Source organism: Deinococcus aestuarii (genome assembly GCF_018863415.1).
Classification (GTDB): domain Bacteria; phylum Deinococcota; class Deinococci; order Deinococcales; family Deinococcaceae; genus Deinococcus; species Deinococcus aestuarii.
Map to the genome: position 1 here is coordinate 1 of NZ_JAHKSN010000007.1, position 25,294 is coordinate 25,294.

25 protein-coding genes and 4 tRNA genes are annotated in these 25,294 nt (G+C 69.8%); 14 read left to right on the top strand and 15 right to left on the bottom strand.

All coding sequences use genetic code 11. The features are described from left to right. From IC605_RS10465 to IC605_RS10485, 5 genes are all read right to left on the bottom strand, one after another. On the bottom strand, nt 1–250 hold a 250-nt coding region (locus tag IC605_RS10465), incomplete at its 3' end, for a GTP-binding protein (RefSeq protein WP_246580693.1). Nucleotides 251–417: 167 nt separating this feature from the next. Continuing rightward, nucleotides 418–492 (bottom strand) — tRNA-Thr (locus IC605_RS10470). Nucleotides 493–498: 6 nt separating this feature from the next. Further along, nucleotides 499–571 (bottom strand) — tRNA-Gly (locus tag IC605_RS10475). A gap of 3 nt (nt 572–574) precedes the next feature. Then, nucleotides 575–660: transfer RNA gene (locus tag IC605_RS10480), tRNA-Tyr, on the bottom strand. A gap of 33 nt (nt 661–693) precedes the next feature. Next, nucleotides 694–769, bottom strand: a tRNA-Thr gene (locus tag IC605_RS10485). A 292-nt stretch (nt 770–1,061) separates the two neighbouring features. Here IC605_RS10485 and IC605_RS10490 point away from each other — a divergent pair. From IC605_RS10490 to IC605_RS10530, 9 genes are all read left to right on the top strand, one after another. Continuing rightward, complete coding sequence (locus IC605_RS10490; protein WP_216323046.1) at nt 1,062–2,984, top strand: ABC transporter ATP-binding protein; 1,923 nt, start codon at nt 1,062–1,064, stop codon at nt 2,982–2,984. Further along, nucleotides 2,981–4,852, top strand: a complete 1,872-nt coding sequence (locus IC605_RS10495) for an ABC transporter ATP-binding protein (protein WP_216323049.1) — start codon at nt 2,981–2,983, stop codon at nt 4,850–4,852. Before IC605_RS10490 ends, IC605_RS10495 begins: the two co-directional genes overlap by 4 nt. A 474-nt stretch (nt 4,853–5,326) precedes the next feature. Beyond that, nucleotides 5,327–6,355 carry a phosphate ABC transporter substrate-binding protein PstS gene (gene pstS / locus IC605_RS10500; RefSeq protein ID WP_216323052.1) on the top strand — a complete coding sequence of 343 codons (1,029 nt, stop codon included), beginning with the start codon at nt 5,327–5,329 and terminating at the stop codon, nt 6,353–6,355. A 145-nt stretch (nt 6,356–6,500) separates the two neighbouring features. Further along, nucleotides 6,501–7,517 (top strand): phosphate ABC transporter permease subunit PstC, encoded by a 1,017-nt coding sequence (gene pstC, locus IC605_RS10505; protein WP_216323055.1) that lies wholly within the window; start codon nt 6,501–6,503, stop codon nt 7,515–7,517. Then, complete coding sequence (gene pstA, locus IC605_RS10510) at nt 7,517–8,380, top strand: phosphate ABC transporter permease PstA (RefSeq protein ID WP_216323059.1); 864 nt, start codon at nt 7,517–7,519, stop codon at nt 8,378–8,380. Before pstC ends, pstA begins: the two co-directional genes overlap by 1 nt. A gap of 99 nt (nt 8,381–8,479) precedes the next feature. Then, nucleotides 8,480–9,238, top strand: coding sequence for a phosphate ABC transporter ATP-binding protein PstB (pstB, locus tag IC605_RS10515; RefSeq protein WP_216323062.1), 759 nt, complete (start codon nt 8,480–8,482; stop codon nt 9,236–9,238). A gap of 74 nt (nt 9,239–9,312) precedes the next feature. Beyond that, on the top strand, nt 9,313–9,963 hold the full coding sequence (locus IC605_RS10520) for a phosphate signaling complex PhoU family protein (RefSeq protein WP_216323064.1): 651 nt from the start codon (nt 9,313–9,315) through the stop codon (nt 9,961–9,963). A 47-nt stretch (nt 9,964–10,010) separates the two neighbouring features. Then, nucleotides 10,011–10,367 (top strand): hypothetical protein, encoded by a 357-nt coding sequence (locus IC605_RS10525; protein ID WP_216323067.1) that lies wholly within the window; start codon nt 10,011–10,013, stop codon nt 10,365–10,367. Nucleotides 10,368–10,436: 69 nt separating this feature from the next. Beyond that, the gene (locus tag IC605_RS10530; RefSeq protein ID WP_216323070.1) at nt 10,437–12,227 is read left to right on the top strand and encodes a M3 family oligoendopeptidase; all 1,791 of its coding nucleotides are present in this window, start codon (nt 10,437–10,439) and stop codon (nt 12,225–12,227) included. A 104-nt stretch (nt 12,228–12,331) separates the two neighbouring features. Here IC605_RS10530 and IC605_RS10535 read toward each other — a convergent pair whose 3' ends face one another. The 3 genes from IC605_RS10535 to IC605_RS10545 all read right to left on the bottom strand — a co-directional run bounded on the left by IC605_RS10535 (nt 12,332) and on the right by IC605_RS10545 (nt 15,767). Further along, nucleotides 12,332–13,945 carry a S49 family peptidase gene (locus IC605_RS10535; RefSeq protein WP_216323073.1) on the bottom strand — a complete coding sequence of 538 codons (1,614 nt, stop codon included), beginning with the start codon at nt 13,943–13,945 and terminating at the stop codon, nt 12,332–12,334. Nucleotides 13,946–13,949: 4 nt separating this feature from the next. After that, nucleotides 13,950–14,777, bottom strand: a complete 828-nt coding sequence (locus tag IC605_RS10540) for a group III truncated hemoglobin (RefSeq protein ID WP_246580694.1) — start codon at nt 14,775–14,777, stop codon at nt 13,950–13,952. Between the two features lie 69 nt (nt 14,778–14,846). Continuing rightward, nucleotides 14,847–15,767, bottom strand: a complete 921-nt coding sequence (locus IC605_RS10545) for a c-type cytochrome (RefSeq protein WP_216323079.1) — start codon at nt 15,765–15,767, stop codon at nt 14,847–14,849. Between the two features lie 175 nt (nt 15,768–15,942). Between IC605_RS10545 and IC605_RS10550 the strand changes: the two genes are divergently transcribed. Next, a complete protein-coding gene (locus IC605_RS10550; protein ID WP_216323083.1) occupies nt 15,943–16,680 on the top strand; it encodes a helical backbone metal receptor in 738 nt (245 codons plus the stop codon). On the opposite strand, the gene IC605_RS10555 is transcribed toward IC605_RS10550, so the two are convergent. The 6 genes from IC605_RS10555 to IC605_RS10580 form a co-directional block, all read right to left on the bottom strand. Next, on the bottom strand, nt 16,677–17,264 hold the full coding sequence (locus IC605_RS10555) for a TetR/AcrR family transcriptional regulator (protein WP_216323086.1): 588 nt from the start codon (nt 17,262–17,264) through the stop codon (nt 16,677–16,679). The genes IC605_RS10550 and IC605_RS10555 overlap by 4 nt on opposite strands. A 39-nt stretch (nt 17,265–17,303) precedes the next feature. Continuing rightward, nucleotides 17,304–17,786 (bottom strand): hypothetical protein, encoded by a 483-nt coding sequence (locus IC605_RS10560; RefSeq protein ID WP_216323089.1) that lies wholly within the window; start codon nt 17,784–17,786, stop codon nt 17,304–17,306. A gap of 45 nt (nt 17,787–17,831) precedes the next feature. Continuing rightward, entirely contained in the window at nt 17,832–18,461 is a 630-nt protein-coding gene (locus IC605_RS10565; RefSeq protein ID WP_216323092.1) for a GNAT family N-acetyltransferase, read from the bottom strand. Between the two features lie 81 nt (nt 18,462–18,542). Continuing rightward, nucleotides 18,543–19,199: a recombination mediator RecR gene (recR, locus tag IC605_RS10570; RefSeq protein ID WP_216323094.1), complete on the bottom strand. Its 657-nt coding sequence runs from the start codon at nt 19,197–19,199 to the stop codon at nt 18,543–18,545. 58 nt (nt 19,200–19,257) lie between these two features. Next, the gene (locus IC605_RS10575; RefSeq protein ID WP_216323098.1) at nt 19,258–19,548 is read right to left on the bottom strand and encodes a YbaB/EbfC family nucleoid-associated protein; all 291 of its coding nucleotides are present in this window, start codon (nt 19,546–19,548) and stop codon (nt 19,258–19,260) included. Nucleotides 19,549–19,629: 81 nt separating this feature from the next. Then, a complete protein-coding gene (locus IC605_RS10580) occupies nt 19,630–20,307 on the bottom strand; it encodes an NUDIX hydrolase (RefSeq protein WP_216323102.1) in 678 nt (225 codons plus the stop codon). Between the two features lie 258 nt (nt 20,308–20,565). On the opposite strand from IC605_RS10580, the gene infC reads away from it, so the two are divergent. From infC to thrS, 4 genes are all read left to right on the top strand, one after another. Beyond that, complete coding sequence (gene infC, locus IC605_RS10585; protein ID WP_216323106.1) at nt 20,566–21,141, top strand: translation initiation factor IF-3; 576 nt, start codon at nt 20,566–20,568, stop codon at nt 21,139–21,141. Between the two features lie 157 nt (nt 21,142–21,298). Next, nucleotides 21,299–21,544 (top strand): glutaredoxin domain-containing protein, encoded by a 246-nt coding sequence (locus IC605_RS10590; RefSeq protein ID WP_216323109.1) that lies wholly within the window; start codon nt 21,299–21,301, stop codon nt 21,542–21,544. Between the two features lie 82 nt (nt 21,545–21,626). Further along, nucleotides 21,627–22,124 (top strand): GNAT family N-acetyltransferase, encoded by a 498-nt coding sequence (locus IC605_RS10595; RefSeq protein ID WP_216323112.1) that lies wholly within the window; start codon nt 21,627–21,629, stop codon nt 22,122–22,124. 243 nt (nt 22,125–22,367) lie between these two features. Further along, nucleotides 22,368–24,317 (top strand): threonine--tRNA ligase, encoded by a 1,950-nt coding sequence (gene thrS / locus IC605_RS10600; protein ID WP_216323128.1) that lies wholly within the window; start codon nt 22,368–22,370, stop codon nt 24,315–24,317. 50 nt (nt 24,318–24,367) lie between these two features. Here the strand turns inward: thrS and IC605_RS10605 are convergent, their stop codons facing one another. After that, entirely contained in the window at nt 24,368–25,249 is an 882-nt protein-coding gene (locus IC605_RS10605) for a glycerophosphodiester phosphodiesterase family protein (protein WP_216323131.1), read from the bottom strand. Between the last annotated feature and the right edge of the window lie 45 nt (nt 25,250–25,294).

Genomic DNA, 25,294 nt, shown 5'->3' on the forward strand with positions numbered 1-25,294 from the left:
GGCAGTCGACGTGGGAGTAGTGGCGGGTGGGGGTGTTGTACTCGACGTGGGCGGTGTTGATGGTGATGCCGCGGGCCTTTTCCTCGGGGGCCTTGTCGATCTGGTCGTAGGCCAGCTTCTCGACCGTCGGGTCCGCCGCCGCCGCCGTGAAGGTGATCGCCGCGGTCAGCGTGGTCTTGCCGTGGTCGACGTGCCCAATCGTCCCCACGTTCACGTGGGGCTTCGTCCGCTCAAACGTTCCTTTTGCCATACTCGAATCCTCCTGAAAGCTGGTGTCCCGGCTGCGGGACGGGCCTGAACAGCATACAAGGCTGGGCGGGTCCGACTGTGCGACTCGGACGATGCCTCACGCAAGCTGCCAGCCCAACCCCATCAAGGCAAACGTGGCCTGCCGGGAAAGCGGGCCACGTTCTGGGCTGGAGCTCTTGGTCGGGATTGAACCGACGACCTCTCCCTTACCAAGGGAGTGCTCTACCACTGAGCTACAAGAGCGGAAAAAGCGGGAAACGAGACTCGAACTCGCGACATTCAGCTTGGGAAGCTGACGCTCTACCAACTGAGCTATTCCCGCGTGTGGTGGGCAGGGGCGGATTCGAACCGCCGTACACGTACGTGAACAGATTTACAGTCTGTCGCCTTTAACCACTCGGCCACCTACCCGGATTGTCCCTGGCCCTGACCTGTGAGACAGAGTGGAGCCACTCAGGAGAATCGAACTCCCAACCTTCCGATTACAAGTCGGGTGCTCTACCAGTTGAGCTAGAGTGGCACCCTTCCTGCACGCCGGAACACGCGGAGCAGGTCCCTGAGCACGGAAGCGGCACGCCTGGGCGCTGACTTCCGGCTGTGAATAGTAGCATCGGACCCCGGGGGTGTCAACACGGCGCGCGCGCCGCAGAGGGGCGTCTGTGGATTAACGTTTGCCCTGTCTCCGGAACCAGGGGACTCCGCCATTGCGCGCATTCATGGCTCGGTCAGGGGGCGTAGACTGGCCGCCTTTCGGGCTTCCCGCGGCCCTGGACCGTGTGGCCTCCCCCCATCCTTTTTCCTGAGGTGAACCCTTGGACAGTCTGCGAACCCTCTGGCCGTACCTGCGGCTTCACACGCGGCAGTACGTGATCGGCCTGTTCGCGGTGGTGGTCGCCAATGCCGTGAACCTGCTGCCGTACTACTTCATCCGCCTGACCATCGACGGGCTGACGGGGGCGACCGACGCCAGTCCGGGCACCCCGGGCGTCACGCTCGGGCAGGTCGGGCTCTACGCGCTCGGGATCGTCCTGGCGGCGACCACCGCCGGGGCGCTGATGCTGGTCATGCGGCGGCAGATCGTGATCGCCTCGCGGCAGACGGAGTACGAGATCCGCCGGGACATCTACGCGAACCTCCAGACCCTCGACAAGGGGTACTACGACCGGGCGCGGACGGGCGACATCATGAACCGCCTCACCGGGGACCTCAGCGCCGTGCGCGAGATGCTGGGCTTCGGCGCGTGGCAGGTCGTGAACATCGTCTCGGGCTTCGCCACCGCCTTCGCCGTGATGTTCGGCCTGAGCTGGCAGCTCACCCTGATCGTCCTGGCCGTGCTGCCGATCATCGTGGGCATCCTGACCTACCTCGCGCGGCTCATCAACAAACGTCACACCCTCGCGCAGGAGCAAAACAGCCTGATCGCCGCCAAGGCGCAGGAGAACTTCAGCGGCGCCCGCGTCGTGAAGGGGTACGCCATCGAGGACCGCGAGGTTGCCGACTACCGGGCGATGAACCTCGAACTCCTGCGGCGCAACATCGCCCTGGCGAAGGTGGACGGCCCCCTGCGCGCGTTCATGAGCCTGTTGATCGGCATCGCCTTCGGCCTGATCCTCCTCGTGGGCGGGCGGCTGATCCTGAACCCCGCCAACGACGGCTCCTTCACGGTCGGCATGTTCGTGCAGTTCGTGGGCACGCTGGAGCGCCTGACGTGGCCGATGCTGATGGTGGGCTGGATCACCGGAATCACCCAGCGCGGGCTGGCCTCGTGGCTGCGGCTGCGCGAGTTGCTGGAGGCCCGGCCCAATGTGTACGACGAGCGCGGGCGCACCCAGCCGGGTATCCGCACCCTGCGCGGCGACGTGAGCTTCGAGAACGTGTCGCTGCGCTACGGCGACCGCGCGGTGCTCGACGGGGTGAATCTGCACATTCCCGCCGGGACCTTCGTGGGGATCACCGGGCCGACCGGGAGCGGCAAGACGGTCCTGGCGAGCCTCATCACCCGCAGCATGGACCCGACGGGCGGCGTGGTGCGGATCGACGGCCACGACGTGCGCGAGGTCCCGTTGCGGACCCTGCGGGAGAACATCGCGGTCGTGCCGCAAGAACCCTTTCTCTTCAGCGACACCATCGCCAACAACATCGGCTTCGGGCTGGAGGGGCGCGACCTGCCCGCCGTCCCGACCGGGGTGAGCGTGGTGACGACCCCGCCGCCCCCCGAGATGCCCCAGCAGCCCGACCTGGGCCGGGTGCGGGAGGCGGCGCGGCTGGCGGGCCTCGCGGGGGACGTGGAGAACTTTCCCGCCGGGTACGACACGATGCTCGGTGAGCGCGGGGTGACCCTCAGCGGCGGGCAGCGGCAGCGCACGGCCATCGCGCGGGCCATCGTGCGCAATCCAAGCATCCTGATCCTCGACGACAGCCTCTCGGCGGTGGACACCGAGACCGAGCGGCGCATCCTCGACGGGCTGCGGGAGATCAGCCGGGGGCGCACCGTCCTCCTGATCGGGCACCGGGTGAGCACCCTGCGGCACGCCGACCAGATCGTGGTGCTGGAAGAGGGCCGGGTGGTCGAACAGGGGACGCACGACGACCTCCTCGCGCTGGGCGGGCATTACGCCGAACTCGAGCGCCTTCAGCGTCTCGCCAGCGACCTCGACGCGGAGGACCAGCCCACCCTCGACCCGGAGGTGGCCGCCGACGACCTCGAACTCCAGATCCCGGAGGCCGTGAAGTGACCCAGCCCGACACCCTCGACGTGAGCCAGAAGGGGTTCGACGCCCGGCTTACCCGCCGCATCTTCGTGTACCTGAGGCCCTACGTGTGGCTGGTGGTCCTCGGCGTCGTCCTCGCCCTGCTGATCGCCGTCGCGCAGCCCGTGTTCGGCCTGATCCAGCGGCACGCCATCGACGCCTACCTGCTGCCCTTCGAGCGCGACCGGACGCTGAGCCCCGACGACCTGTACCGGGGGCTGACCCTCGCCGCCCTGGGGTACATGGCCCTCAAGGTGGTGGAGTTCGGCCTCCAGTACGGCTTCACGCTCGCCATCGGGTATCTCGGGCAGAACGTGCTGCGGGACATCCGGGCGGACGTGTTCGGCAAGCTCCAGCGGCTGCACCTCGCGTATTTCGACCAGAACCCGGTCGGGCGGCTGATCACCCGCGTCACGAGCGACGTGGACGCGATCAACCAGTTCATCACGGGTGGGCTCGTCAGCCTGATCCAGAGTGCGTTCCTGATCACGGCGTACGTGGTGATCATGCTGCGGGTGAACTGGCAGCTCGCGCTGGTCTCCTTCGCGGTGCTGCCCGTGCTCTACCTCGCCACCAACTTCTTCCGGACCCGGCTGCGCGACGCCTTCCGGGCGACCCGTGCCCAGCAGGCCATCGTGAACACCCGGCTCAACGAGAACATCACCGGGATGCTGACCGTCCAGCTCTTCGGGCGCGAGGCCCGCACGGCGCTCGACTTCGACCACGCGAACCGGGCGCTCCTGACCGCGAACGTGAACAGCGTGCGGTGGTTCTCGCTCTTCATGCCGACGGTCGCGGTGCTGGGGCAGGTTGCCGTCGCGCTCGTGCTGTACTTCGCGGCGCGGCAGATTCTGGGGGCGGAGGCGCTGGGCGGGGCGGTGGCGGGGGCCATCACGGTGGGCACCCTCTTCGCCTTCGTGCAGTGGACGCAGCAGCTCTTCCAACCCATCCAGGACCTCGCGGACGTGTTCAACAACCTTCAGGCGGCGATGGCGAGCAGCGAGCGCATCTTCGGGGTGCTGGACACCGAGGAGGAGATCAGCGACAAGCCCGGCGCCAAACGGCTGGAGAACTTCGAGGGCCGGGTGGCCTTCGAGGGCGTGTGGTTCGCCTACGACCAGACGGTGACGAGGGACACGCCCGACACCGACGACCGCTGGATTCTGCGCGGGATCGACCTGCACATCCAGCCCGGCGAGAGCGTGGCCCTGGTGGGCGCGACGGGCGCGGGCAAGACGAGCGTCACGGCCCTCGTGAGCCGCTTCTACGACGTGCAGCGCGGGGCGGTGAAGGTGGACGGGATCGACGTGCGCGACCTCGCGCAGCACGACCTCCGCAAACACGTCGGGGTCGTCTTGCAGGACGTGTTCCTCTTCGCGGGGACCATCGAGAGCAACCTGACGCTGGGCAACGCCGACATCCCCCACGAGCGGGTGGTGGAGGCGTGCAGGTACGTGGGGGTCCACGACTACATCGTCTCGCTGCCGGAAGGCTACGACACCGAGGTCCGCGAGCGCGGCGCGACCCTCTCGACCGGGCAAAAGCAGCTCCTCGCCTTCGCGCGGGCGCTGATCCAGAATCCCGACATCCTGCTCGTCCTCGACGAGGCGACCGCGAACGTGGACACCGAGGCGGAACTGCGCATCCAGCAGGCCCTCCAGAAGGTGATGCTGGGCCGCACGAGCATCATCATCGCCCACCGCTTGTCCACCATCGAACACTGTGACCGCATCGTCGTGATGCGCCGGGGTAAGATCGTGGAGGAGGGTAGCCACCGCGAGCTGCTCGCGCGGGGCGGGTACTACGCGCGGCTCCACCGGCTGCAATACGCGCAGGCGGACGCGGCGGATTAAAGGCGTTGGTGCATGGCATATCACGTGGTTACGGAGTGCTTAATTTGTGCCGGATCACCGCTATTTTTTCGGCTAGGCTCGCACCGAGACTCCCTGTTCCTTTTTTGGCCGGAGTGTGATTCCGTTTGGCTTGATCCGCGACGTATAGAAGTGGATCAAGCGCGGTTTCCTCAGTTCGATTCAGGTTGGTTAATTCCTGGCACTTACTTTTCCATCGAAGGTGGAGGGGCTCGTGGGGCTACTGCTGCCGAGATCACGAGCGCGGGGTGTTGGGACTTGGTGGCTGGTGCCTTTGAGGAGATAGAGTTTTAGCTGGCACTTCCATTGAGGTTCTTGGTCAACAGACCCCAGATAAGCAGGCGGTACGAGTCGAGGCTCCTCTCTCATACCGCGCCCTTCGTTCCGCGCCCCCTCCTGACCGTCCGCTGACACGCCAGTGACGCCCGCCTGACAGTTCGCACCGACACTGGCGGCATGAAGAAGACCTTTCTCCTGGGCCTCGCCCTGGTGACGACCGGAAGTGCCGCCGCGCAGACTGCTCTCACGGGCGCGGGCGCGAGCTTTCCCTATCCCCTCTACTCCAAGATGTTCGCCGAGTACAAGGAAAGCTCCGGCGTCACCGTCAACTACCAGTCGGTCGGCAGCGGGGCGGGCCAGAAACAGATCGTCGAGCGCACCGTGGACTTCGCGGGCTCGGACAACCCCATGAGCGACGAGGCGATGAAGGCGGCGCCCGCCAAACTCCTGCACGTCCCCACCGCCATCGGGGCGGTCGTGCCCGCCTACAACATCCCCGGCGTGACGCAACCGCTGAGGTTCACGGGTCGGGTGCTCGCCGATATCTACCTGGGCAAGATCAGGACCTGGAACGACAAGGCCCTCACGGCGCTCAACCCCGGCGTGACCCTTCCGCCCCTGCCCGTCACCGTGGCGCGGCGCAGCGACGGCTCGGGCACGACCTACGTGTTCTCCGATTACCTCGGCAAGGTCAGCCCCGAGTGGAAGAGCAAGGTCGGCGTGGGCAACTCCCTCCAGTGGCCGGTTGGCACCGGGGCCAGGGGCAACGACGGCGTGGCGGGCGTCGTGAAGAGCACGCCGGGCGCCATCGGGTACGTCGAGCTGGTGTATGCCAAGCAGAACAAGCTCCCCTACGGCAGCGTGCAAAACCGTGCCGGGAAGTTCGTGCTGGCCGACAACGGCCCCGCCGCCGCCGCCGCGCAGGGCGTGGTGATCCCCGCCGACACCCGCGTGAGCCTGACGAACAGCGCGAACGCGGACGCCTACCCCATCGCCAGCTTCACCTACGTGATCTTCTACCAGGACCAGAAGTACGGCAACCGCACCGAGGCACAGGGCCGGGCCCTCAAAAGCCTGCTCGGCTGGATGACGACCAGCGGGCAGGGGTTCAACGAGCCGCTCGACTACGCCAGGTTGCCCGCCAACGTGTCGAGCAAGGTCAGGGGCATCCTGAACTCGATGACCTACGGCGGCAAAAAGCTCTGAACGCGCAACGTCCACGCGGGCGGCCCGGAGGATGGGGCCGCCCATGCCCTTGGGGCCGCCCCGCCCGTCTCCTGGCCGCCTGACCTCGGGCTGACACCCGGCGTGTGAACTGAGGCTCGCCCGCCTGCGCGAGGTCAACCCCACCATGAGTGAATCTGCCCGCCGATCCTCCGTCCGCCCGGCCCGGAGCGCCGCCCTCTCCAGCGGGGGCGACCGCGTGTTCCGGGGCCTGATCCTCGCGCTCGCCTCCGTCATCGTGCTCGTCTTCGTGCTGAGCGTGTACCAGCTCGCCCGGGAGTCGTGGCCCGCCCTCCAGACCTTCGGGTGGCGCTTTTTCACCGAGCGGACCTGGAACCCGGTCGAGGGGACCTTCGGCGCCCTGAGCATGATCGTCGGCACGCTCGTGACCAGCCTCGCGGCGCTCGCCATCAGCGTTCCCCTGGCGGTGGCGAGTGCCCTGTTCGTGGCCGAGTACGCGCCGAAGTGGCTGGCGCAGCCCGTGGGCTACCTGATCGAGCTGCTCGCCGCCGTGCCCAGCGTGGTGTACGGGCTGTGGGCGCTTTTCGTCATCGCGCCGATCCTGGGCCGCTGGCAGACCGCCTTCTTCCTCGACCCGGCCAACCTCCCGACAATCACCCGCTGCAACGAGCTGTGGGCGCAGGGCCAGACGAGCCTCCAGTGCTTCCTCGTGCCGCCGGGCGCGGGAGGACGCGGGCTGGCGCTCGCCATCATCATCCTGACCGTGATGATCCTGCCGTACACGGCGTCGGTCGCGCGCGACGTGATCCGGCTCGTGCCCGCCGACCAGAGAGAAGCGATGTACGCGCTGGGGGCGACGAAGTGGGAGGTCATCTCGCGCGCCACCTTGCCCTACGCCCGCGCCGGGATTCTGGGCGGCGTGATCCTCGCGCTGGGCCGGGCGCTGGGCGAGACGCTGGCGGTGGCGATGGTGATCGGCGACAGCCAGGAGATTCTCAGGAGCCTGTGGGGCGGCGCGAGCACGATGGCCTCCGTGATCGCCAACCAGTTCGGCGACGCGCAGGAGCGGCTGCACCGTTCGAGCGTGGTCGCGCTGGGGCTGACCCTCTTCTTCCTGAGCGTGGTCGTGAACTTCGCCGCTCGCCTCATCATCGCCCGGCTGACGCCCAGGGGCATCCAGTGATGCGGGCCGCGACGGCGACCCCCGCCCGTCCCCGCGCCCGGCTCAGCCCGGCCCGGCGGGTGAAGAATCTGCTGATGGGCGCCCTGATCTTGCTCGCCACGGTGATCGTGGTGGCGCCCCTGATCCTGATCTTCGTGTACCTGCTGCGCGAGGGGCTGGGGGCGATGAACCTGGCGTTCTTCACCCGCACGCCCGCGCCGGAGGGGGAGGCGGGGGGCGGGCTGCTCAACGCCATCACCGGAAGCCTGACCATGCTGGCGATGGCGAGCGTGATCGGCGTCGGGGTCGGCGTGGCGGGGGGCATCTTCCTCGCCGAGTACCCGCGCCACCCGCTGATGCCCAGCGTCCGGATGCTCAGCGACGTGCTCGCCGGGATTCCGGCCATCGTGATGGGGCTCGTCGCCTACGGGCTGCTCGTGTTGCAGTTCGGCTTCTCGAGCATCGCCGGAGCGCTCGCGCTCGGGTTCCTGATGATCCCCATCGTCGTGCGGACGACCGAGGAAGTGCTCAAGCTGGTGCCCCTCACCGTGCGGGAAGCCGGTCTGGCGCTGGGGTTGCCCCAGTGGCTCGTCATCCTGCGGATCGTGCTGCCCGCCGCCGCCGGGGGCATCGTGACGGGCGTGATGCTCGCCCTCGCCCGCGTCGCCGGGGAGGCCGCGCCGCTGCTGTTCACGGCCTTCGGCAACGTCAGCGTCAACCTCGACCCGACCAAGCCGATGAGCGCCCTCCCCCTGGAAATCTACCGGGGCGCCACGAGCGCCTACGACGAGAACCAGCGCCTCGCCAAGGCCGGTGCGCTCCTCCTCATCACCCTGATCTTCCTCACCAGCCTGCTGGCCCGCTGGGCGAGCCGCCGCAGGTGAGCGAGCGGTCAGCTCTCAGCCGTCAGTACAAGACATTCCTTTTGCTGATCGCTGACGGCTGAAAGCTCCCACACCACCCCATAAGGAGCCTCTGAACCCATGTCCCCCCTTCTCAGCGCGCAAGACGTGAGCATCTACTACGGTGACAAGCAGGCCGTGCGGGGCGTCCACTTCGACGTTCAGCGCGGCACCGTGAACGCCCTGATCGGGCCGAGCGGCTGCGGCAAGACGACCTTTCTGCGGGCGATCAACCGGATGCACGACCTGACGCCCGGGGCGCGCGTGACCGGCCGGATCACCCTCGACGGCGAGGACGTGTACGGCCCCGGCGTGGACCCGGTGACCATGCGCCGCCGGGTGGGCATGGTGTTCCAGAAGCCCAACCCCTTTCCCACCATGAGCGTGCTCGACAACGTGCTGAGCGGCCTCAAGCTCGCGGGCGTGCGCGACAGGGGGCGGTTGATGGAGGTCGCCGAACGCTCGCTGCGGGGGGCGGCGCTCTGGGAGGAGGTCAAGGACCGCCTGAAGATGCCCGCGACCGGCTTATCCGGCGGGCAGCAGCAGCGGCTGTGTATCGCGCGGGCGCTGGCGGTCGAGCCCGAAATCCTCCTGATGGACGAGCCGACCTCGGCGCTCGACCCGGCGAGCACGGCGAAGATCGAGGACCTGATGACGGGCCTGGGGAAGGTCACGACCATCATCATCGTGACCCACAACATGCACCAGGCGGCGCGGGTGTCGGACACGACCTCGTTTTTCCTCAACGGCGACCTCGTGGAGCATGGGGTGACGAGTCAGGTCTTCACCAGCCCGCGCGACGACCGGACGGAAGCGTACGTGACCGGGCGCTTCGGCTGAGCGTTTCCTCGCGGTCCCCTCTGCCCTCACGGGACCTGACCCCGCCCTCACAAGGGGCTACCATACTCCCGGGGATGACGAACGGCGAGGCGAGCACGGCGCACCTGACGGCCCGGTTCCTGCGGATGCTCAGCATCGCGCTGGAGGAACTCGACGCCGTGCGGGACGCCTCCGGGCGGGCGGAATACGCGGGGCTCGCCGCCCGCGCGGGGGAACTGGAGCGCGAGACCGACCTGCTGGAGCGCGAGATCGAGGACGCCTGCCTCGCCGCCTTCGCCGGGCCGCTCACGCCGATTGAGCTCGCCTTCCACCTGATGGTCTTTCGCAGCCTGACGAATCTGGAGCGTGTCGGCGACTACGCCCTGCGGGTGGCGCGCGACCTCGAACACCTCGCCCCGCGCACGCGCAGCGCCACCTTGCAGGACGTGCTTCCGCTCGTGAATCTGCTCGTCGAGATGGTCGAGCGCCTCGCCTACGCCTTCGCCGAGCGCGACGTGGGGGCCGCCCGCGAGGTGATGCGCCTCGACGCCGAGGAGGTGGACGCCCTGTACGAGCAGATGACCCGCGCGAGCGTGACCCGGTTGCTGGAGCGTCCCGACGACACGGAGGTCGCCCTGACCGCCGGGCGGATGGCCCGCAGCCTGGAGCGGCTGGGCGACCACCTCGTCAACGTGGCCGAGCGGCTGGAAGTGCTGGTTTTGGGGAAGCGTATTCCGGCTCTCTAGGAGCGTTCTTCCTTTAAACATTCAATTCGTTATGCTCCTCCCAGCGGATGATCGAAGATTTCCCTGAAAACCACGAGCTGATCTGGCTCTTCGAATCTGAGCCGGAGATTCTCAACCCGCAGGAGCCGTGGCTATTCAACACGATCACCTTCAAGACGCAGAGAAACGGCCTGGAGGTCGTGTGTTCTATCCTGCCGTCCTACGGCGACCTGTCTCTTCGTCTTTCCCTGCAAGAGACCGAGATCGTCGCCGTTGATTTCTTCAGGATTCGGCGTAGTTCGATTCGGAATGAGAAGGGTTGTGAGGCGCTGGTGGTCGAGTTTGGGGAGGCGTCGGACTTCAAGACCTTCGAACTCCAGCTCAAGCCGCATGTCCATCTCTCTTGGGGGAACCATTTCCTGTAGGGCTTGATCTGGACGGAGGACACGTCAGGCCAAACCGTCCCGGCCCAGCGAGCGCGTACACTGCCCCCCATGACCACCTTGCACCCCCGGGCGGACGAGCTGCCGCGCTGGCGCACCGACGACCTGTACGCGGGCCTGGACGACTCCCGCCTTACCGCCGACCTCGCAAAGCTGCGTGCCCGGGTGGCGGCGTTGGAGGCCGCCTTCGACGAGCTGGGCGTGCGCAAGGGCGGCTCCGTGGCGACGCCGGAGGCCCTGGCGCGGGTGCTGGACGGGCTGAATGAGGTGGCTGGGCTCCTCTCCCGCCTGCGCGGCTTCGTGTCCGCCTTCGTCACGACCGACAGCCGCGACTCGCTGGCCCAGGAGCGCATGGGTGACCTCACCACCCTGAGCCTGCCGCTCGGGCCCCTGCGCTCACGCCTGACCGCGTGGCTGGGCGAGGGGGACGTAGAGGTGCTGCTCGCCGCGTCCGACGTGGCCCGCGCCCACGAGCACCTGATCCGCCGCAGTGTGGAGTATGCCCGGCACCAGATGAGCCCGCAGGAGGAAGACCTCGCCGCCCGGCTGCGGCCCAGCGGGGCGGGGGGCTGGGCCAAGCTCCACGGCAACGTGACGAGCCAGCTCACCGGGGAGTTCCGGGGCGAGAACTTGCCCGTCACCGCCCTGCGCGCCCTCGCCACCGATCCCGGGGAGGGGGTGCGCAAAGGCGCCTTCGACGCGGAAATCAAAGTCTGGGAGAACGCCGAGGTCGTCCTCGCCGCCGCCATGAACGGGGTGAAGGGGGAGGAGGGCACTCTGAGCACGCGCCGGGGTTTCCCAGACAGCGTGGCCCCCAGCCTGCTCGCGCACGGCATCGACCGCGAGACGCTGGAGGCGATGCAGGGGGCGGTGGTGCGGTCCTTTCCCGACTTCCGGCGCTACTTCGCCGCCAAAGCCCGTGCGCTCGGCAAGGGGAAGCTCGACTGGTGGGACCTCTTCGCCCCGGTGGGCCGCTCCGGGACCGAGTGGACGTACGGGACGGGGACGCGCTTCGTGGAGGCGCAATTCCGCTCCTACTCGGACCGCCTCGGGGACTTCGCGGCCCGCGCCTTCCGGGAGGGCTGGATTGACGCCGGGCCGCGCGAGGGCAAACGCGGCGGGGCGTTTTGCATGTCCTGGGAGGGGGACGCCAGCCGCATCCTGATGAACCACGACCCCAGCCTCGACAGCGTGAGCACCCTGGCGCACGAACTCGGGCACGGCTACCACAACCTGCTCAAGTCCGTCCATACGCCCCTGCAACGCGAGACGCCGATGACCCTCGCGGAGACGGCGAGCATCTTCTGCGAGACGATCATCCAGAACGCCGCGCTGGAGCGGGCGACCGGGGCGGAGCGGCTCTACGTCCTCGAAACCCAGCTCCTCGGCCACGCGCAGGTCGTGGTGGACATCCACTCGCGCTTCCTCTTCGAGCGGGCGGTGTTCGAGAAGCGGGCGGAGCGCGACCTCACCCCGGGCGAACTGGGCGACCTGATGACCTGGGCGCAGCGGGAGACCTACGGCGACGCGCTGGCGACCCTCCACCCCCACATGTGGGCGGTCAAGCCGCACTACTACAGCCTCGCCTATTACAACTACCCGTATACTTTCGGTTTGCTCTTTGGCCTGGGCCTGTACGCCCAGTACGTGCAGGCGAAGGAACGGGGCGAGGAGGCCAGCTTCCAGGCCCGCTACGACGACCTCCTCTCCAGCACCGGCCTCGCGGACGCCCGCACCCTCGCGGCCCGTTTCGGGATCGACCTCCACGCGCCCGACTTCTGGGAGGGGAGCCTGGACGTGATCCGGGGGCAGATCGCGGCGTACGAGGAGGCGACGGGCTGAGGGGTGGGGAGTGGGTTGGGAAATGAACAAAAGGGGAGGAGGTGGACGCACCCGGATTGGCGTTCACCTCCTCTCCTCCCACTGACGACTGACCACTCCCCCACTTACCGGACCTTCACCTCCGTATCCAGCCACGTCAGCACCCGCTCGCGCCCGAAGGGCCAGACCTCCAGCCCCACGGCGCGGGCGGCCTCGCGGGCGAACTCGGGGAGGGGGCCCGTCTTGGCGGGGGTGACGTTCCAGACGGGGGCGTCCCCGGAGAGCCCGGCGAGTTCGCGCGCCCGCTCGATGCCGGTGTGGAGGTCGCCCAGCTCGTCCACCAGGCCGAGATTCAGGGCGTCGAGACCACTCCAGATGCGGCCCCGCCCGATCTCGTTCACGCGCCCCGGGGAGAGGTGGCGGCCCTCGGCCACCCGGCTCACGAAGCGGTCGTAGACCTCGCCGATGCCGCGCTCGACCAGGGCCCGCTCGTCCTCGCTGTAGGGGCGGGAGGGGGAGTACATCAGGGCGCGCTCGCGGCCCACGGGCTCGGGCCGGAAGCCCTGGCGGGCGTTGAACTCGCGCATCACGGGCTTGCCGCTCACCACGCCGATGCTGCCCGTCAGCGTGTAGGGGCTGGCGATCACCCGCCTGGCATGTGTGAGGACGTAGTAGCCGCCGCTCGCCGCGTACTCGCCCATCACGGCGACGACGGGCTTGTCGGAGGTGGCGACCTCCCGCCAGATCAGGTCCGACGCCAGCGCCGAGCCGCCCCCACTGTCCACGTACAAGACGATGGCCTTGGTCTTGTCGTCCTTCTTGGCCCGCCGTAAGGAGGCGACCACCGTGTCCGACCCCGCCATCGGGCCGCCCAGGAGCGGCAGGGGCAGCGAGTTGTTGCGGCTCTTGCCGGTGACGATGGTGCCGATCACCGGAACGACGGCGACCCGCCCCGCCTTCGCGCCCCCGCGCCCTGACGGCATCAGCAGGTCGAGCACCGCCGCCAGGGGCCGGGTGCCGGGGCCGACGAGTTCGTCCTCGTAGGCGACGCCCGTGATCAGCCCCGCCTCCAGGGCGGCGCGGGCGCTCGTCAGGTCCCCGGTCAGCCACGCGCGGGCTGCGTCCTCGCTCACCCCCCGCGCGGCGGCGAGGTCGCGCGCCCAGGCGGTTTCCAGCCCGGCGAGGAAGGCGGAGAGCTGCTCGCGGTTGGCGTCGTCCATCGCCTCCTGCGAGAAGCGGGTCAGGGCCGCCTTGTACTCGCGGATGCGCAGGTTCTCGAACTCGATGCCGTGCTTTTTCAGGAAAGCGCCCAGGAAGGTCGGCTCGACCGCGAAGCCCGGCACCATCACGTCCGCCGACTCGGGGGCCACGACCTCGCGCGCCCCGCTCGCCGCGATCAGGGCCGTCATCGTGAGCTGCGGCAGGAAGGCGACGACCCGCTTGTCCTCCGCCAGCCGCGAGAGGATTCCCCGCACCGCGTGGGCCGTCGCCGGGGCCGCCGTGAACTCCGAGAAGCGGACGAGGACCCCGTGCAGCCAGTCGGCGTCTTGCAGCTTCTCCACCCGGGCCCCCAGGGCCTCCAGCGTCTCCTCGCGGCTCAGCAGCGCCTGGATGGGGTTGGCGGGCTGCCGAGCGGGGTAGGGGCCGGTCAGGTCGAGGATGACCCAGGTCGGGCGGCTCAGTCCGTTGGGAAGCTGCTCGGCGGCCTTGGACAGGAAGGGAATGTTGAAGGGAGCCATACCCCTACGGTACGCCCCCGGTATGAGGAGGGTTCCGACGCGCGCCCAAACGCGCCCCCATCGCCTCCGCCCGCGAGGTCAGGAGGGCCGCCGCCCCCGGCGAGAGGTGCGCCCGCGCCGAGTCCCCGAAGAGGGCCAGCCAGCGCGCGAGGTGGAGCCCCCGGAGCCCCAGCCCCGCGTGGACCTCGTTCAGGTGGCCGCGCCAGACGGCCCCACCGCCCAGCAGCGTCACCCAGAAGGCCGTCACCCGGTCCAGGTGGGCCTCCCAGTCCTCCACGTGCGTCTCGAAGACCGGGCCGAGCAGATCGTCCACCCGCGCCCGGGCGTAGAAGTCGGTGAGCAGGGTCCGCAGCGCCGCCTCCCCGCCGACCTCTTCCAGGGGCGATCCCGCAGAACGCGGCGCGGTCTGGCCCAGCCCCGCCAAAAACTCGGTCCGCACCTCGTCCGGCAACGTCACCCCGGCCCAGGCGGTCACGGTGCCCAGCCGCCAGAGCAGCGGGACCTCGCCCGCCCACCGCTCCACGGCGGCACCCCGGGGGGGCTCACTCCACTCGGAGGCGAGGGGAGGGTCCGCGTTGCCGGGCTCACCCGCCCCCACCCGCGCCCCCAGCGCCCGCCCGACGAGGGCCGCGCCCGTGCCCCAGGCGAGCACCGGCACGCCGCGCCTCAACGCCCCCGACACCAGGGTCAGCAGCGCCCAGCGGTCGGGCCGGTCCCGCACGTCGGCCACGGGCCCACCGTCGTGGGGCACGAGCAGGCCCGGCGCCGTGGGCAGGGCGTCCGGGGTGGCCGCTTCCACCCTCTCCCAGTCCTTGAGAGGAGTGGTGGTCAACAGCGGGCCGCACGTCACCCCCCAAGAATAAAGCCCGCCTGGAGGGGCGGGCCCGGGGAGGCGAGGGGCTCAGTTCACCGAGCGCAGGTAGGTGTAGATGTTGAGCACATCCTCGTCGCTGAGCTGCTCTTCGGTGAAGCGGGGCATCACGGCGCCGAGGTCGCGGCCCGGGGCGTGGCCCTCGCGCAGGGCGGCCTCGAACTGCGCCAGTTGCCAGCTCCGGGGTCCCTCCGTCGCGACGAGGTTCGGGCCGATGCCGCCCTGGCCCTGCTGGCCGTGGCAGCCCGCGCACGCGGAGACGAACTTCGCCTGACCGTCGGCGGTGTTGCCGGTGATCGCGTTGGCGACCTCGGCGGCCTTGGCGTCGCCCGTGGCCGGGTCGGCGGCCATGCCGCGCTCGACGTTGGAGGCCCCGGTTTGCCCGAGCTGAGTGGTCTCGTCGCTCTGGGCCGCGGTCGGGGAGGGCGCGTCGGCGCCCGTTCCCTGGCCGTCTTCCGGGCTCACCCCCGCGGCGGGGGCCTGGTCCTCGGAGACCCCCGGCGCCGAGCCGCTCTCGGCATTGCCCGCCGCCGAGGTCGCGCCGCCCTCGCCGGGGCTCGCCTCCCCGGCCTCCCCGGCGCCGCCGTCTTGCGCGTCGCCCTCCTGGGCCTCGCCCGTCTGGGTGCCGGTGTTCGACTCGCTGCCGGGGGCGGCGACCGCGCCGTTCTCGCCCGACTGGGTGCCGCCCGCCTGGTCCTGCATCACGTCGCCCAGCGCCCCGGGAGCGCCCGCCGCCCCGGTGGCCGCCTCACGCGCCGACGGCGCCTCCTCGCTCACGACCTTGCCGGTGGTGGGGTCCCCGCCCCCGGGGGTCTCGCCCTCGGCGAGCTTCCCGGCGGCCCCCACCCCCTCCTCGTGGTGGGGCGTCGTGGCGATGCGGTACCCGGCAAACGAGCCGCCCAGCGTGAGCGCCAGCAGCAGCGTCATGGTGACGGCGAAGGTGTTCTTCATAGCGCCTCACCCTACCACACGGTCAGGGGGCGTTTGACCGCGACGGGCACCGTTCAAATGCGATTTCGGCTCCCCGAAAACGTGTCCTGCACGGCAAAGTTTCGCGGCGTCCCTGGACGGGCCCTGCGCCCCCCGGCGCCTGTTCACGGCCCCCCGGGACCGCTACCCTGCCCCCATGCGCCTCGCCTCCCTGACCGCCAGCAACTCGGATATCCTCGCCGCGCTGGGGGTGGCGGGCCGGGTGGTCGCCGTGGACGGCCACAGCGACGCCCCCGGCCTGGAGGGCGCCGTGCGCGTGGGCCCCGACCTGAACATCGACGTGGGGGCGCTGCGCTCGGCCCGGCCCGACCTCGTGCTGGCGAGCCTGAGCGTGCCCGGCATGGAGCGGGTGGTGGACGGACTGCGGGCGGCAGGCCTGCCCACCCTGGTCCTCGATCCCGTCAGCGTGGAAGGCACCCTGCGCGACATCCGCGAGATCGGCGCGGCGGTCGGTCTGCCCGAGAGGGGAGAGGCGCTCGCCGCCCGGCTGGAGGCGGACCTGCGCGCCCTCGCCCGGCCCTTTCCCCGCCCGCCGCGCGTGCTCGTGGAGTGGTGGCCCCGCCCGATCATCGCGGCGACGCGCGACTCGTGGGTCACGGGGCTGCTGGGAACGCTGGGGGCCGTGAACGCCCTCGCCGGGCGTCCGGGCCGCAGCTCCCCCCTCACCCTGGAGGAGGTCCGGGCCGCTCGCCCCGACCTGATCGTGTGCTCGTGGTGCGGGGCCAGGCGGCTGCGGCCCGAGGTGATCGAGGCGCGCGGACTGGGCGTGCCGGTCGTCTGCGTGCCGGAAAGCGGGCTGGGCCGTCCCGGTCCGCGGCTGATCGAGGGGGCGAGGGCGATAGCGGCGGCGCTGGCGGGGCTGCCGGTGGCCTAAGCCTCCCAGCCCAGCAGGGCGCGCAGGCCCCGCAGGCACTCGGCCCGGTAGGCGGAGAGGTCCGGTTCCGGGTCGGCGAGGAAGCGCACGCTCAGGCCCTCGACGAGGGCGCGCAGCAGCCTCGCCCGCTCGGGGGCGCCCGCCTCCCCCGCCAGCCGCGCGAGTTCGAGGTCGAGGGCCAGCGTCTCGCGCTGGAAGTCGCGCTGCACGTCCATCAGGGCGGGGTCGCGGGTGGCGGCGGCGAGGAAGTCGAGCGACACCGTGTAAAAGCGCCGGGTGTTCTCCACCCCGTAGAACTGGTTTTCCACGTAGGCGCGCAACTTGGCCCCGGGCGTCTCCGCCTGCCGCAGGGCCCGCCGGGTGGCGACCGTGATCGTGCGGGTGAATCTGCGCATGACCGCCGCGAGCAGCCCGGCCCGGCTCCCGAAGTGGTAGGCGAGGGTGCCCTTGCTGACCCCCGCGTGCCCGGCGATGTCGGCGAGGGTCACGCCCGCGTAGCCCCGCTCGTACAGGGCGAGGTAGGCCGCCTTCTCCAGCGCCGCGCGCCGGGCCCGGTCCTGAATGGGGTTGACGCTGCGGGCCATAGGGCAGAGCGTAGCAAGTCCCCGCCCTCCGACTTTTCCTCAGTTCGCCAGATACCGCAGGAACTCGCGCATCTCGTTCACGCACGTGCTCGCCTCGTGCTGGGCGCTGCTGCCCGTCACCGTGCGCAACAGGCCCGAGTCGCTGACATAGAGCTGGCTGATCCGGTAATCCACCCCCGCGTCCTCGTAGGTGTACGCGGCGAGCACGGCCCAGCCCCCCGCCCGCCCGACAGGCTGCGTCACGACCTCGCGCACCTCGCCCTTGCCCAGCGAGGTCTGGAGGCGTTTGGCGAAGGTGAGCGCCTGGTCCTGGGTCACGAAGGCCGGAAGGGGCTGCCCGTGGCGTTCTTCCCGCAACAGGCACGCGCCCGCCGGGTCGGTCCAGACGTTCGCGTTCCCGTTCACGGGCGTCCAGCCGCTCAGCGGCACGATCAGGGCCTGCGCGGGAGGGCCGAGCAGCGCCCCCAGCAGGCCGAGGCGAAGGGCGGCGTGGCGGGCAAAGCGGGGAGACGGGGCACGCATCCCGGAAACTGTAGCAGCGCCCGCCCGCCGTGGATGACCGTCCTCTCATCCAGGGGAATGGAGGGCGGCCAGCCGCGCCTCCAGCCCGGCCTTCACCCCCGGCCACTCGCGGCCCAGCACGCTGAACATCACGCTGTCGCGGGCGTAGCCGTCGGGCCGCACCTGAAACTGGCGCAGGGTGCCTTCCCGCACCGCGCCGAGCTTTTCCAGCGCGCGCAGGCTGCGGGCGTTGCGGGCGTCCACCTTGAAGTGCACCCGGTTCGCGCCGAGCTCCTCGAAGGCGCGCGTCATCAGCAGCAGCTTGCCCCCCGGGTTCGCGGCGGTGCCCTGCGCGGCGGGCACGAGCATGGTGCCGATCTCGGCCCAGCGGTCGGCGGGCCTGACCTCGCTGTAGCTGATGCGGCCCACGGCCCGCCCGCCCACGAGGACGGCCCAGTTCACCCGGCCCGGCAGGGCGTTCAGCCGCGTGAGGTAGGCCGCCCAGCCCTGTGCCGTGCGCGCTTCCGGTCCGCCCCGCGCCAGCAGGGCGTAGGTGTCCTCGTCCGCCCCCGCGTGCAGGTCTGCGGCGTGCGCCTCCCCCAGCGGCACGAGGGTGACGTGCCGCCCGGCCAGGGTCACGGGGTCGAGCCACTCGGCGAGCGGGGCGGGAGGAACGGGACGGGGCTCGGAGGTCACGTGTTCACGCTAGCCCAGGGGCCAGAAAAAGCAAACGCCCCGCCGGTGAGGGGGCGAGGCGCTGGAAAGAAGAGCGGCGGTCTAGCGCGGCGGGGGAGCGGCCCCGTCCGGCTCGTCGTCCCGGCGCGGGGGGAAGGCGGGGGGCTGGCTCACCCGCTGGCGCCCGCTCAGCGCCCGGCCCAGCGTCACCTCGTCGGCGTACTCCAGCGCGCCGCCCACCGGCAGCCCGTAGGCGATGCGGCTCACCACGGCGCCGAGCGGTTCGAGCAGCCGCTGGAGGTAGAGCGCCGTCGCGTCCCCCTCCACGGTCGTGCCCGTCGCCAGGATGACCTCCATGCCCTCCCCCACGCGCGGCAGCAGCGGGCGGAGGTGCAGCTTCTCCGGCCCCACCCCGTTCATCGGGCTGAGAACACCGTGCAGCACGTGGTACAGCCCCCGGTACTCCCCGCTGCGCTCGATGGCGATCACGTCCCCGGGTTCCTCGACCACGCAGATCGTCGCCTGGTCGCGGGTGGAGTCGCTGCACACGTCGCACAACTCCGCGTCGGTGATGTTGAAACACACCGGGCAGGTGTGCAGTTCCCGCTTGGCCGAGAGCAGCGCCCCCGCGAGCCGCTCGATGTCCTCGCGCGGCTGCTCGAACAGGTGAAAGGCGAGCCGCTGCGCACTCTTCGGCCCGATCCCCGGCAGCCGCGACAGCTCCCGGATCAGCGCCACCAGCGAAGGCGGGTACTTCACGCCTCACCCCCCTGACCGCTGGCCTGACGACTGGCGACTGGTGACTGGCGACGCCCCATCAGAAGCCGGGAATCCCCAGCCCGCGCGTCGCCTCCTGTTGCAGGGCGTCGGCCTTGCCGGAGGCGTCCGCGAGCGCCACGAGCAGCAGGTCCTCGAGGGCCTCCACGTCGCCGGGGTCCACCGCCTCGGGCTTGATCTTCAGCCCGGTCACCTTGCCGTGCCCGTTCATCGTGACGGTGACGAGCCCGCTGGCGCTGCCCTCCACCGTCTGCGCGGCCAGATTCTCCTGAATCTTGGCGGCAGCGGCCTGCGCCTGCTGCATCTGCTTCATCAGCTTCTTCATGTCCATAACCCGCCCATGATACCGGGGGCGGGGAACGGCGAACGTGGGTTGTGGAGGTCCAGAGGGCCTGCTCGACAGGCCGCCCGCTCAGAGCGCCGCCGCCTTCGCCCCCTTCGCCCGGCGGTAGAGCTGCGCGGGGCGCCCCACCCCGCTGCGCCGCTCCCCGCTGGCGACGAGGATGCCCTGCGCCAGAACACGCTTGCGAAAGTTGCGCTTGTCGAGCGAGCGGTCGAGGACCCCCTCGTAGACAGTTTGAAGTTCGGGCAGGGTAAAGGCGTCGGGCAGGAATTCGAGCGCGAGGTTGGCGTACTCCAGCCGCAGTTGCAGCCGCCCCAGCGCCCGGCCGAGGATCAGGGCATGGTCGAAGGCGAGCCGGGGCGGACGGTGCGCGGGGAACCAGTCGGCGCCCAGCGTGTGCCCCCCGCCCGTCACCCGGACGGTGCCGTGGGGCAGCACGGCGAGGTGCGCGACCGACACGATGCGCCCGCGTGGGTCACGGCTGGGCTCCCCGAAGGTGTAGAACTGTTCCAGGTGCCGGGGTTCGAGTTCCACCGTCGTCTCGGTGCGCAGTTCCCGGAGCGCGGCCTCGTGCAGGGCCTCGCCCGGCCCCACGAAGCCGCCCGGCAACGCCCAGTCGCGGGCGTGGGGCAATTCCCCCCGCTGCACGAGCAGCACGCGCAACTCCCCCCCGTGCATGGCAAAGGCCGCCACATCCACGGCCAACCCCACCTGGGTGGCCTGCGGCGGCAAGGAGAGTGTCCCCATGACACAAACTGTAGGCTTCGTGTCGCGGGAACGTCAAGGAGTAAGTGTAGGGTGGGGGGTGCGTGGAAGCCCTTCCACACGTACTTGCGGCCGGCGTTAGTGGGGGCTGGGTGGGCTTCTGGGAGCTGAATGGACGGGAACCCAACGTCGCGTGAGAGAGACCCTGCCGGAAGGTGCGGGCCGCGTGGTAAAATGCCCTGTCATGCCAGCTAAGGCGTGTGAGCCGTCTGCCCGCCAGCGTGTGGGGGACGCGCGGAGGTGATGACAATAGCGAAAGAACACAAGGTCAACGAGCAGATTCGCGTTCGCCAGATTCGGTTGATCGGCGCGGAGGGTGAGCAGATCGGGATCATCGACACGCGCGACGCCCTGGGCATGGCGCGTGAGAAGGGCCTGGACCTCGTGATGGTGAGTCCCCAGGCGGTGCCGCCCGTCTGCCGCCTGCTCGACTATGGCCGGTTCCGCTACGAGCAGCAGCAGAACGAGAAGGAAAACCGCAAGCGGGTCCGGGCCCAGGAGGTCAAGGCGATCAAGTTCCGGGTCAAGATCGACGACCACGACTTCAACACCAAGACCGGACACGTGCGCCGCTTTCTGGAAGAGGGCCACAAGGTCAAGGTCACGATCATGTTCCGTGGCCGCGAACGCACTCACCCCGAGCTCGGTGAGCGCATCCTGCACCGGGTCGCCGACACCCTGGCCGACATCGGCGCCCCGGAAGGGATGCCCTCGATGATGGGCATGGACATGAACATGATCATGGCCCCCAAGGCTGGCGCGGCCCCCCGGCGCCCTGCCGACGCCCCCGAGGGCGGCGTCGCCGTCAACGCCTGACCCGCCTGCCCGGCCGACGGCCCACCCCCGGGTGGGCCGTTTTTCCGTGGGTTGCCGTCTCCGCTCCGGGGACACCTCACCGGGAGCCCTAGTTTATTTTGTAAAGTATGGAGGCGGGCCCCGTGCCCGGCCCCATTCCAACCCCTGGAGGACCCCCATGATCAAGATGTACACGACGAGCTGGTGCCCCGACTGCCACGCCGCCAAACGCGCCCTGAGCAGCAAGGGGATCGCCTACGAGGAAATCAACATCGAGCAGGACGAGCGGGCCGCCGATTACGTGATGAGCGTCAACGGTGGGCGGCGGAGCGTTCCCACCCTCGTCAGCGGCGACGTGGCCCACAGCCTCAGCGGCTTCCGCCCGCAGAAGCTCGACGCCTTCCTGGCGGCCGCCGGGCTCTAGTTTCGGGCCTTGGCGAAAAGGCGGTCTGCGGGTGGGACCGCCTTTTCGCCCTGCACCTTCCCGCCGTGCGAGAGACTGGTGTATGGCCCCGCCTCCCGTTCGCCCGGCCCGCCCCGCCGACTTCCCCGCCCTGTGCCCCATGCTGCTCGACCTGGGCTTCGTGGAGGACGAGGGCGCCCTCGCCGCCCGTTTTCCCTCCTTCTGCACCCGCGACGACTTCGCCCTGCTGGTCGCGGAGGACGCGGAGGGCCGCCTGCTCGGGTACGCCGCTGTCCATGACTACGGCCCTCACCTCCGCTCGGGGGACTCGCAGCGTACCGCCAAACTGGACGACCTCTACACCGTCCCCGACGCAAGAAGGCAGGGCGTGGCCCGTTTGCTCATGCACGCGGTGGAGGACTGGGCCCGTGCCCGGCCCCTGCGTTACGTCTTCTGGTATGCCAACGATCACAGCGCCGCGCCCGCCTACGAGCGGATGGGCTATCGCTCGGCGGACGCCGGGCAGGAAGGCTACCGCTTCTTCGAGATCGACTTCGGGGAGGCGAACACCCGCACCCCTCACCCCCTGCGCGGCTCGTAGGCAGGTCGGCGGGTTGCTCCCCGCCGCCCGCGCCCGCTATCCTGTCCTCATGAAGCTCCCCGCCCATCACTCCGGTCTGGTGATGCCGTGCGGCGTGCTACGACGAATGCCCCACCTGCCCGGTCTGGTCACGCGAACTCCCGGCGCCTGAGAGCCTGCCCATCCGCTCTCAGGCGTTGTGCTGGAACGCGTCCAGACCGGGCCTACTCGTGCCTTTTGCTGCCCTCTCCAAGGAGCCACCCCATGCACGTCACCCTCCCCGACGGAAAACAACTCGACCTGCCCCAGGGGGCCACGGCCCTCGACGCCGCCCGCGCCATCGGCCCCCGCCTCGCCCAGGACGCGCTGGCCGCCACCGCGAACGGCGACCTCGTGGACCTGATGAGCCCGCTGCCCGACGGCGCGAGCGTCGCTCTCATCACGAGGAAGAACCCGGCGGACGCCGCCCCCCTCTTCCGCCACTCGCTCGGCCACGTGCTGAGTCAGGCGGTCGGCGAGTTCTACCAGCGCAAGGGCTACCCGCGTGAGGCCGTCAGGCGCGGCGTGGGCCCCGCCATCGAGAACGGCTTCTACCAGGACTTCGACCTGCCGGAGCCGCTGAAGGAAGAGGACCTGCCCGAGATCGAGCGGATCATGCGCGAGATCATCGGGCGCAACCTCGACATCGTTCGTCAGGACGTGGGGAAGGAAGCGGCCCTGGACCACTTCGGCTACGACCCCTACAAGGTCGAACTCATCCGCGAGTTCCCCGACGACGAGCCGGTCACGTTCTACACGCAGGGCGATTACGTGGACCTGTGCCGGGGCCCGCACTTCCCCAACACGGGCAAGCTGCCCACCGCCTTCAAGTTGATGAGCACGAGCGGGGCGTACTGGCGGGGGAACGAGAAGAACCCGATCCTCCAGCGGGTCTATGGCGTCGCCTTCGCCACCGGGAAGGAGCTCGACGAGTACCTGCACAACCTCGAAGAGGCCAAGCGGCGCGACCACCGCCGTCTGGGCAGGGAACTCGAACTCTTCACCATCGACCCCCTTGTGGGCAAGGGGCTGCCGCTGTGGCTGCCGAACGGCACGACCCTGCGCGAGGAACTGACCCGCTTCCTGCGCGAGCGGCAGTTCGAGCGCGACTACCAGGGGGTCGTGACGCCGAACATCGGCAACCTCGACCTCTTCCGCACCTCGGGGCACTATCCCTACTACGCCGACAGCCAGTTCGAGCCCATCACGGTGGACGACGAGCAGTACATGCTCAAGCCCATGAACTGCCCCTTCCACGTGCGGATTTACGCGAGCAGGCCCCGGAGTTACCGCGACCTCCCGGTGCGCCTCGCCGAGTTCGGCACGGTGTACCGCTACGAGATGAGCGGCGAGCTCAACGGCCTGACGCGCGTGCGCGGCTTCACCCAGGACGACGCCCACCTCTTCGTGAGGCCCGACCAACTCAAGAAGGAATTTCTCGACGTGCTCGACCTGACGGTACTCGTCCTGCGGACCTTCGGGATGAACGACGTGCGCTTCCGGGTCGGGGTGCGCGAGCCGGGGTCCGATAAGTACGTCGGCGACGCGGCCCACTGGGAACAGGCCGAGCGCGAGATCATCGAGGCGACCGAGGAAGTGGGCCTGCCCTACACGGTCGAGCCCGGCGACGCGGCCTTCTACGGGCCCAAGCTCGACTTCGTGGTGAAGGACGTGCTGGGCCGCGAGTGGCAGCTCGGGACCATTCAGGTGGACTACAACCTCCCCGAACGCTTCGACATCACCTACACGGGCGAGGACGGCCAGGACCACCGCCCGGTGATGATCCACCGTGCGCCCTTCGGGAGCCTGGAACGCTTCGTGGGCATTCTGATCGAGCACTACGGCGGCGACTTCCCGCTGTGGCTGGCGCCCCGGCAGATCGCCATCATCCCCATCGCCGACCGCCACAACGCCTACGCGGAGGCGCTGGCGCGGGAGTTCAAGGCCGCGGGCCTGCGCGCCGAGGTGGACGATTCCACGAACCGCATGAACGCCAAGGTCCGCAACGCCGAGCTGAGCAAGATTCCCGTCATGCTCATCGTCGGCGACCGCGAGGAGGAGCGGCGTGAGGTCAGCGTCCGCGAGCGCACCCCGGAAGGGCACAAGGAGCGCAAGGGCGTACCCTTCGACGAGCTTCTGGCCGAGTTGCAGGAGCGGTACCGCACGCGCGCCTGACGTTCAAGAAGGGGAGGCTGTCCATGACGGATGGCCTCCTTTCTGGTGGCTTACGACCCGGCCCGTTCCGCCTGGGCCAGCACCGTCTTAAGCAGGTCCGGCCGGTCGGTGATGATGCCGTCCACGCCCAGGCGGATCAGGCGGCGCATCTCGCCCGGGTCGTTGATCGTCCAGACCTGCACGGCCACGCCCCGGCGGTGCATCGCGCGGATGAAGGCGGGGGTGACGACCGTGATCCCGCCCGCCCGCACGGGCACCTGGGCCACGCGACCGGGGAGGGGGGCGAGCCGCGCGAGGCCGACCTTACTCAGCAGGACCAGGGGACGCAACTCGCGCTCGGTCATGCTCGTGGCGACCTCGGGGCATTCTTTCCGAAACTCGCCTAGCGCCCGGTCGCTGAAGCTCGCGGCAATCACGCGGGAGGTCGCCCCCGCCTGCCTGAGCGCCCGACAAAACGTCCCGGCGATGCTCGGCGTCTCCTGCTTGAGTTCGATAGTCAGGGGAAGATTCGGGAACTCGGTCAACACCTCCGAGAGTTGCGCGACCCGGACGCCTTGCCCACGAAAGGGGTAGGGGAAGGGAAACGGCGGCCCGCCTGTTCCGTCGAACGCGTACCCGGCGTCTGCCGAGAGCACCTGGCTCAGCGTCATCTCCGCGATCCGTCCCCGCGTGTCGGTCAACCGGTCCAGCGTGGGGTCGTGCGACAACACGAGCACGCCGTCGCGGGTGGCGTGCATGTCCATCTCCAGCATGTCCACGCCCAGCCGAGCGGCCCCCCGGTACGCCAGCAGCGTGTTGCTGGGCCACAGCGCCTCGCCCCCCTGGTGGGCGATGTTCAGCGTGCGGCCCTGGACGAAGGGGTTCGGTGACGGCGCCGCCGACCGGCACCCGGTCAGCAGCAGGGCCAGCGCGAGCAGCGGGAGGCTTCGCATGGCCTCCAATCTACCGGCCCGCCTCCAGCTTTACAGCCCCGGGAG

What these genes read in the sequence shown, in the direction of transcription:
- IC605_RS10555 (WP_216323086.1), bottom strand. Translation starts at nt 17,264, where the DNA reads ATGGCCCGCAGCGTCAACCCCATTCAGGACCGGGCCCGGCGCGCGGCG.
- pstB (WP_216323062.1), top strand. Translation starts at nt 8,480, where the DNA reads ATGTCCCCCCTTCTCAGCGCGCAAGACGTGAGCATCTACTACGGTGAC.
- pstA (WP_216323059.1), top strand. Translation starts at nt 7,517, where the DNA reads ATGCGGGCCGCGACGGCGACCCCCGCCCGTCCCCGCGCCCGGCTCAGC.
- IC605_RS10525 (WP_216323067.1), top strand. Translation starts at nt 10,011, where the DNA reads ATGATCGAAGATTTCCCTGAAAACCACGAGCTGATCTGGCTCTTCGAA.
- pstS (WP_216323052.1), top strand. Translation starts at nt 5,327, where the DNA reads ATGAAGAAGACCTTTCTCCTGGGCCTCGCCCTGGTGACGACCGGAAGT.
- IC605_RS10560 (WP_216323089.1), bottom strand. Translation starts at nt 17,786, where the DNA reads ATGCGTGCCCCGTCTCCCCGCTTTGCCCGCCACGCCGCCCTTCGCCTC.
- IC605_RS10535 (WP_216323073.1), bottom strand. Translation starts at nt 13,945, where the DNA reads ATGGCTCCCTTCAACATTCCCTTCCTGTCCAAGGCCGCCGAGCAGCTT.
- IC605_RS10590 (WP_216323109.1), top strand. Translation starts at nt 21,299, where the DNA reads ATGATCAAGATGTACACGACGAGCTGGTGCCCCGACTGCCACGCCGCC.
- IC605_RS10545 (WP_216323079.1), bottom strand. Translation starts at nt 15,767, where the DNA reads ATGAAGAACACCTTCGCCGTCACCATGACGCTGCTGCTGGCGCTCACG.
- IC605_RS10530 (WP_216323070.1), top strand. Translation starts at nt 10,437, where the DNA reads ATGACCACCTTGCACCCCCGGGCGGACGAGCTGCCGCGCTGGCGCACC.
- IC605_RS10550 (WP_216323083.1), top strand. Translation starts at nt 15,943, where the DNA reads ATGCGCCTCGCCTCCCTGACCGCCAGCAACTCGGATATCCTCGCCGCG.
- IC605_RS10520 (WP_216323064.1), top strand. Translation starts at nt 9,313, where the DNA reads ATGACGAACGGCGAGGCGAGCACGGCGCACCTGACGGCCCGGTTCCTG.
- pstC (WP_216323055.1), top strand. Translation starts at nt 6,501, where the DNA reads ATGAGTGAATCTGCCCGCCGATCCTCCGTCCGCCCGGCCCGGAGCGCC.
- IC605_RS10580 (WP_216323102.1), bottom strand. Translation starts at nt 20,307, where the DNA reads ATGGGGACACTCTCCTTGCCGCCGCAGGCCACCCAGGTGGGGTTGGCC.
- IC605_RS10595 (WP_216323112.1), top strand. Translation starts at nt 21,627, where the DNA reads ATGGCCCCGCCTCCCGTTCGCCCGGCCCGCCCCGCCGACTTCCCCGCC.
- IC605_RS10575 (WP_216323098.1), bottom strand. Translation starts at nt 19,548, where the DNA reads ATGGACATGAAGAAGCTGATGAAGCAGATGCAGCAGGCGCAGGCCGCT.
- thrS (WP_216323128.1), top strand. Translation starts at nt 22,368, where the DNA reads ATGCACGTCACCCTCCCCGACGGAAAACAACTCGACCTGCCCCAGGGG.
- IC605_RS10605 (WP_216323131.1), bottom strand. Translation starts at nt 25,249, where the DNA reads ATGCGAAGCCTCCCGCTGCTCGCGCTGGCCCTGCTGCTGACCGGGTGC.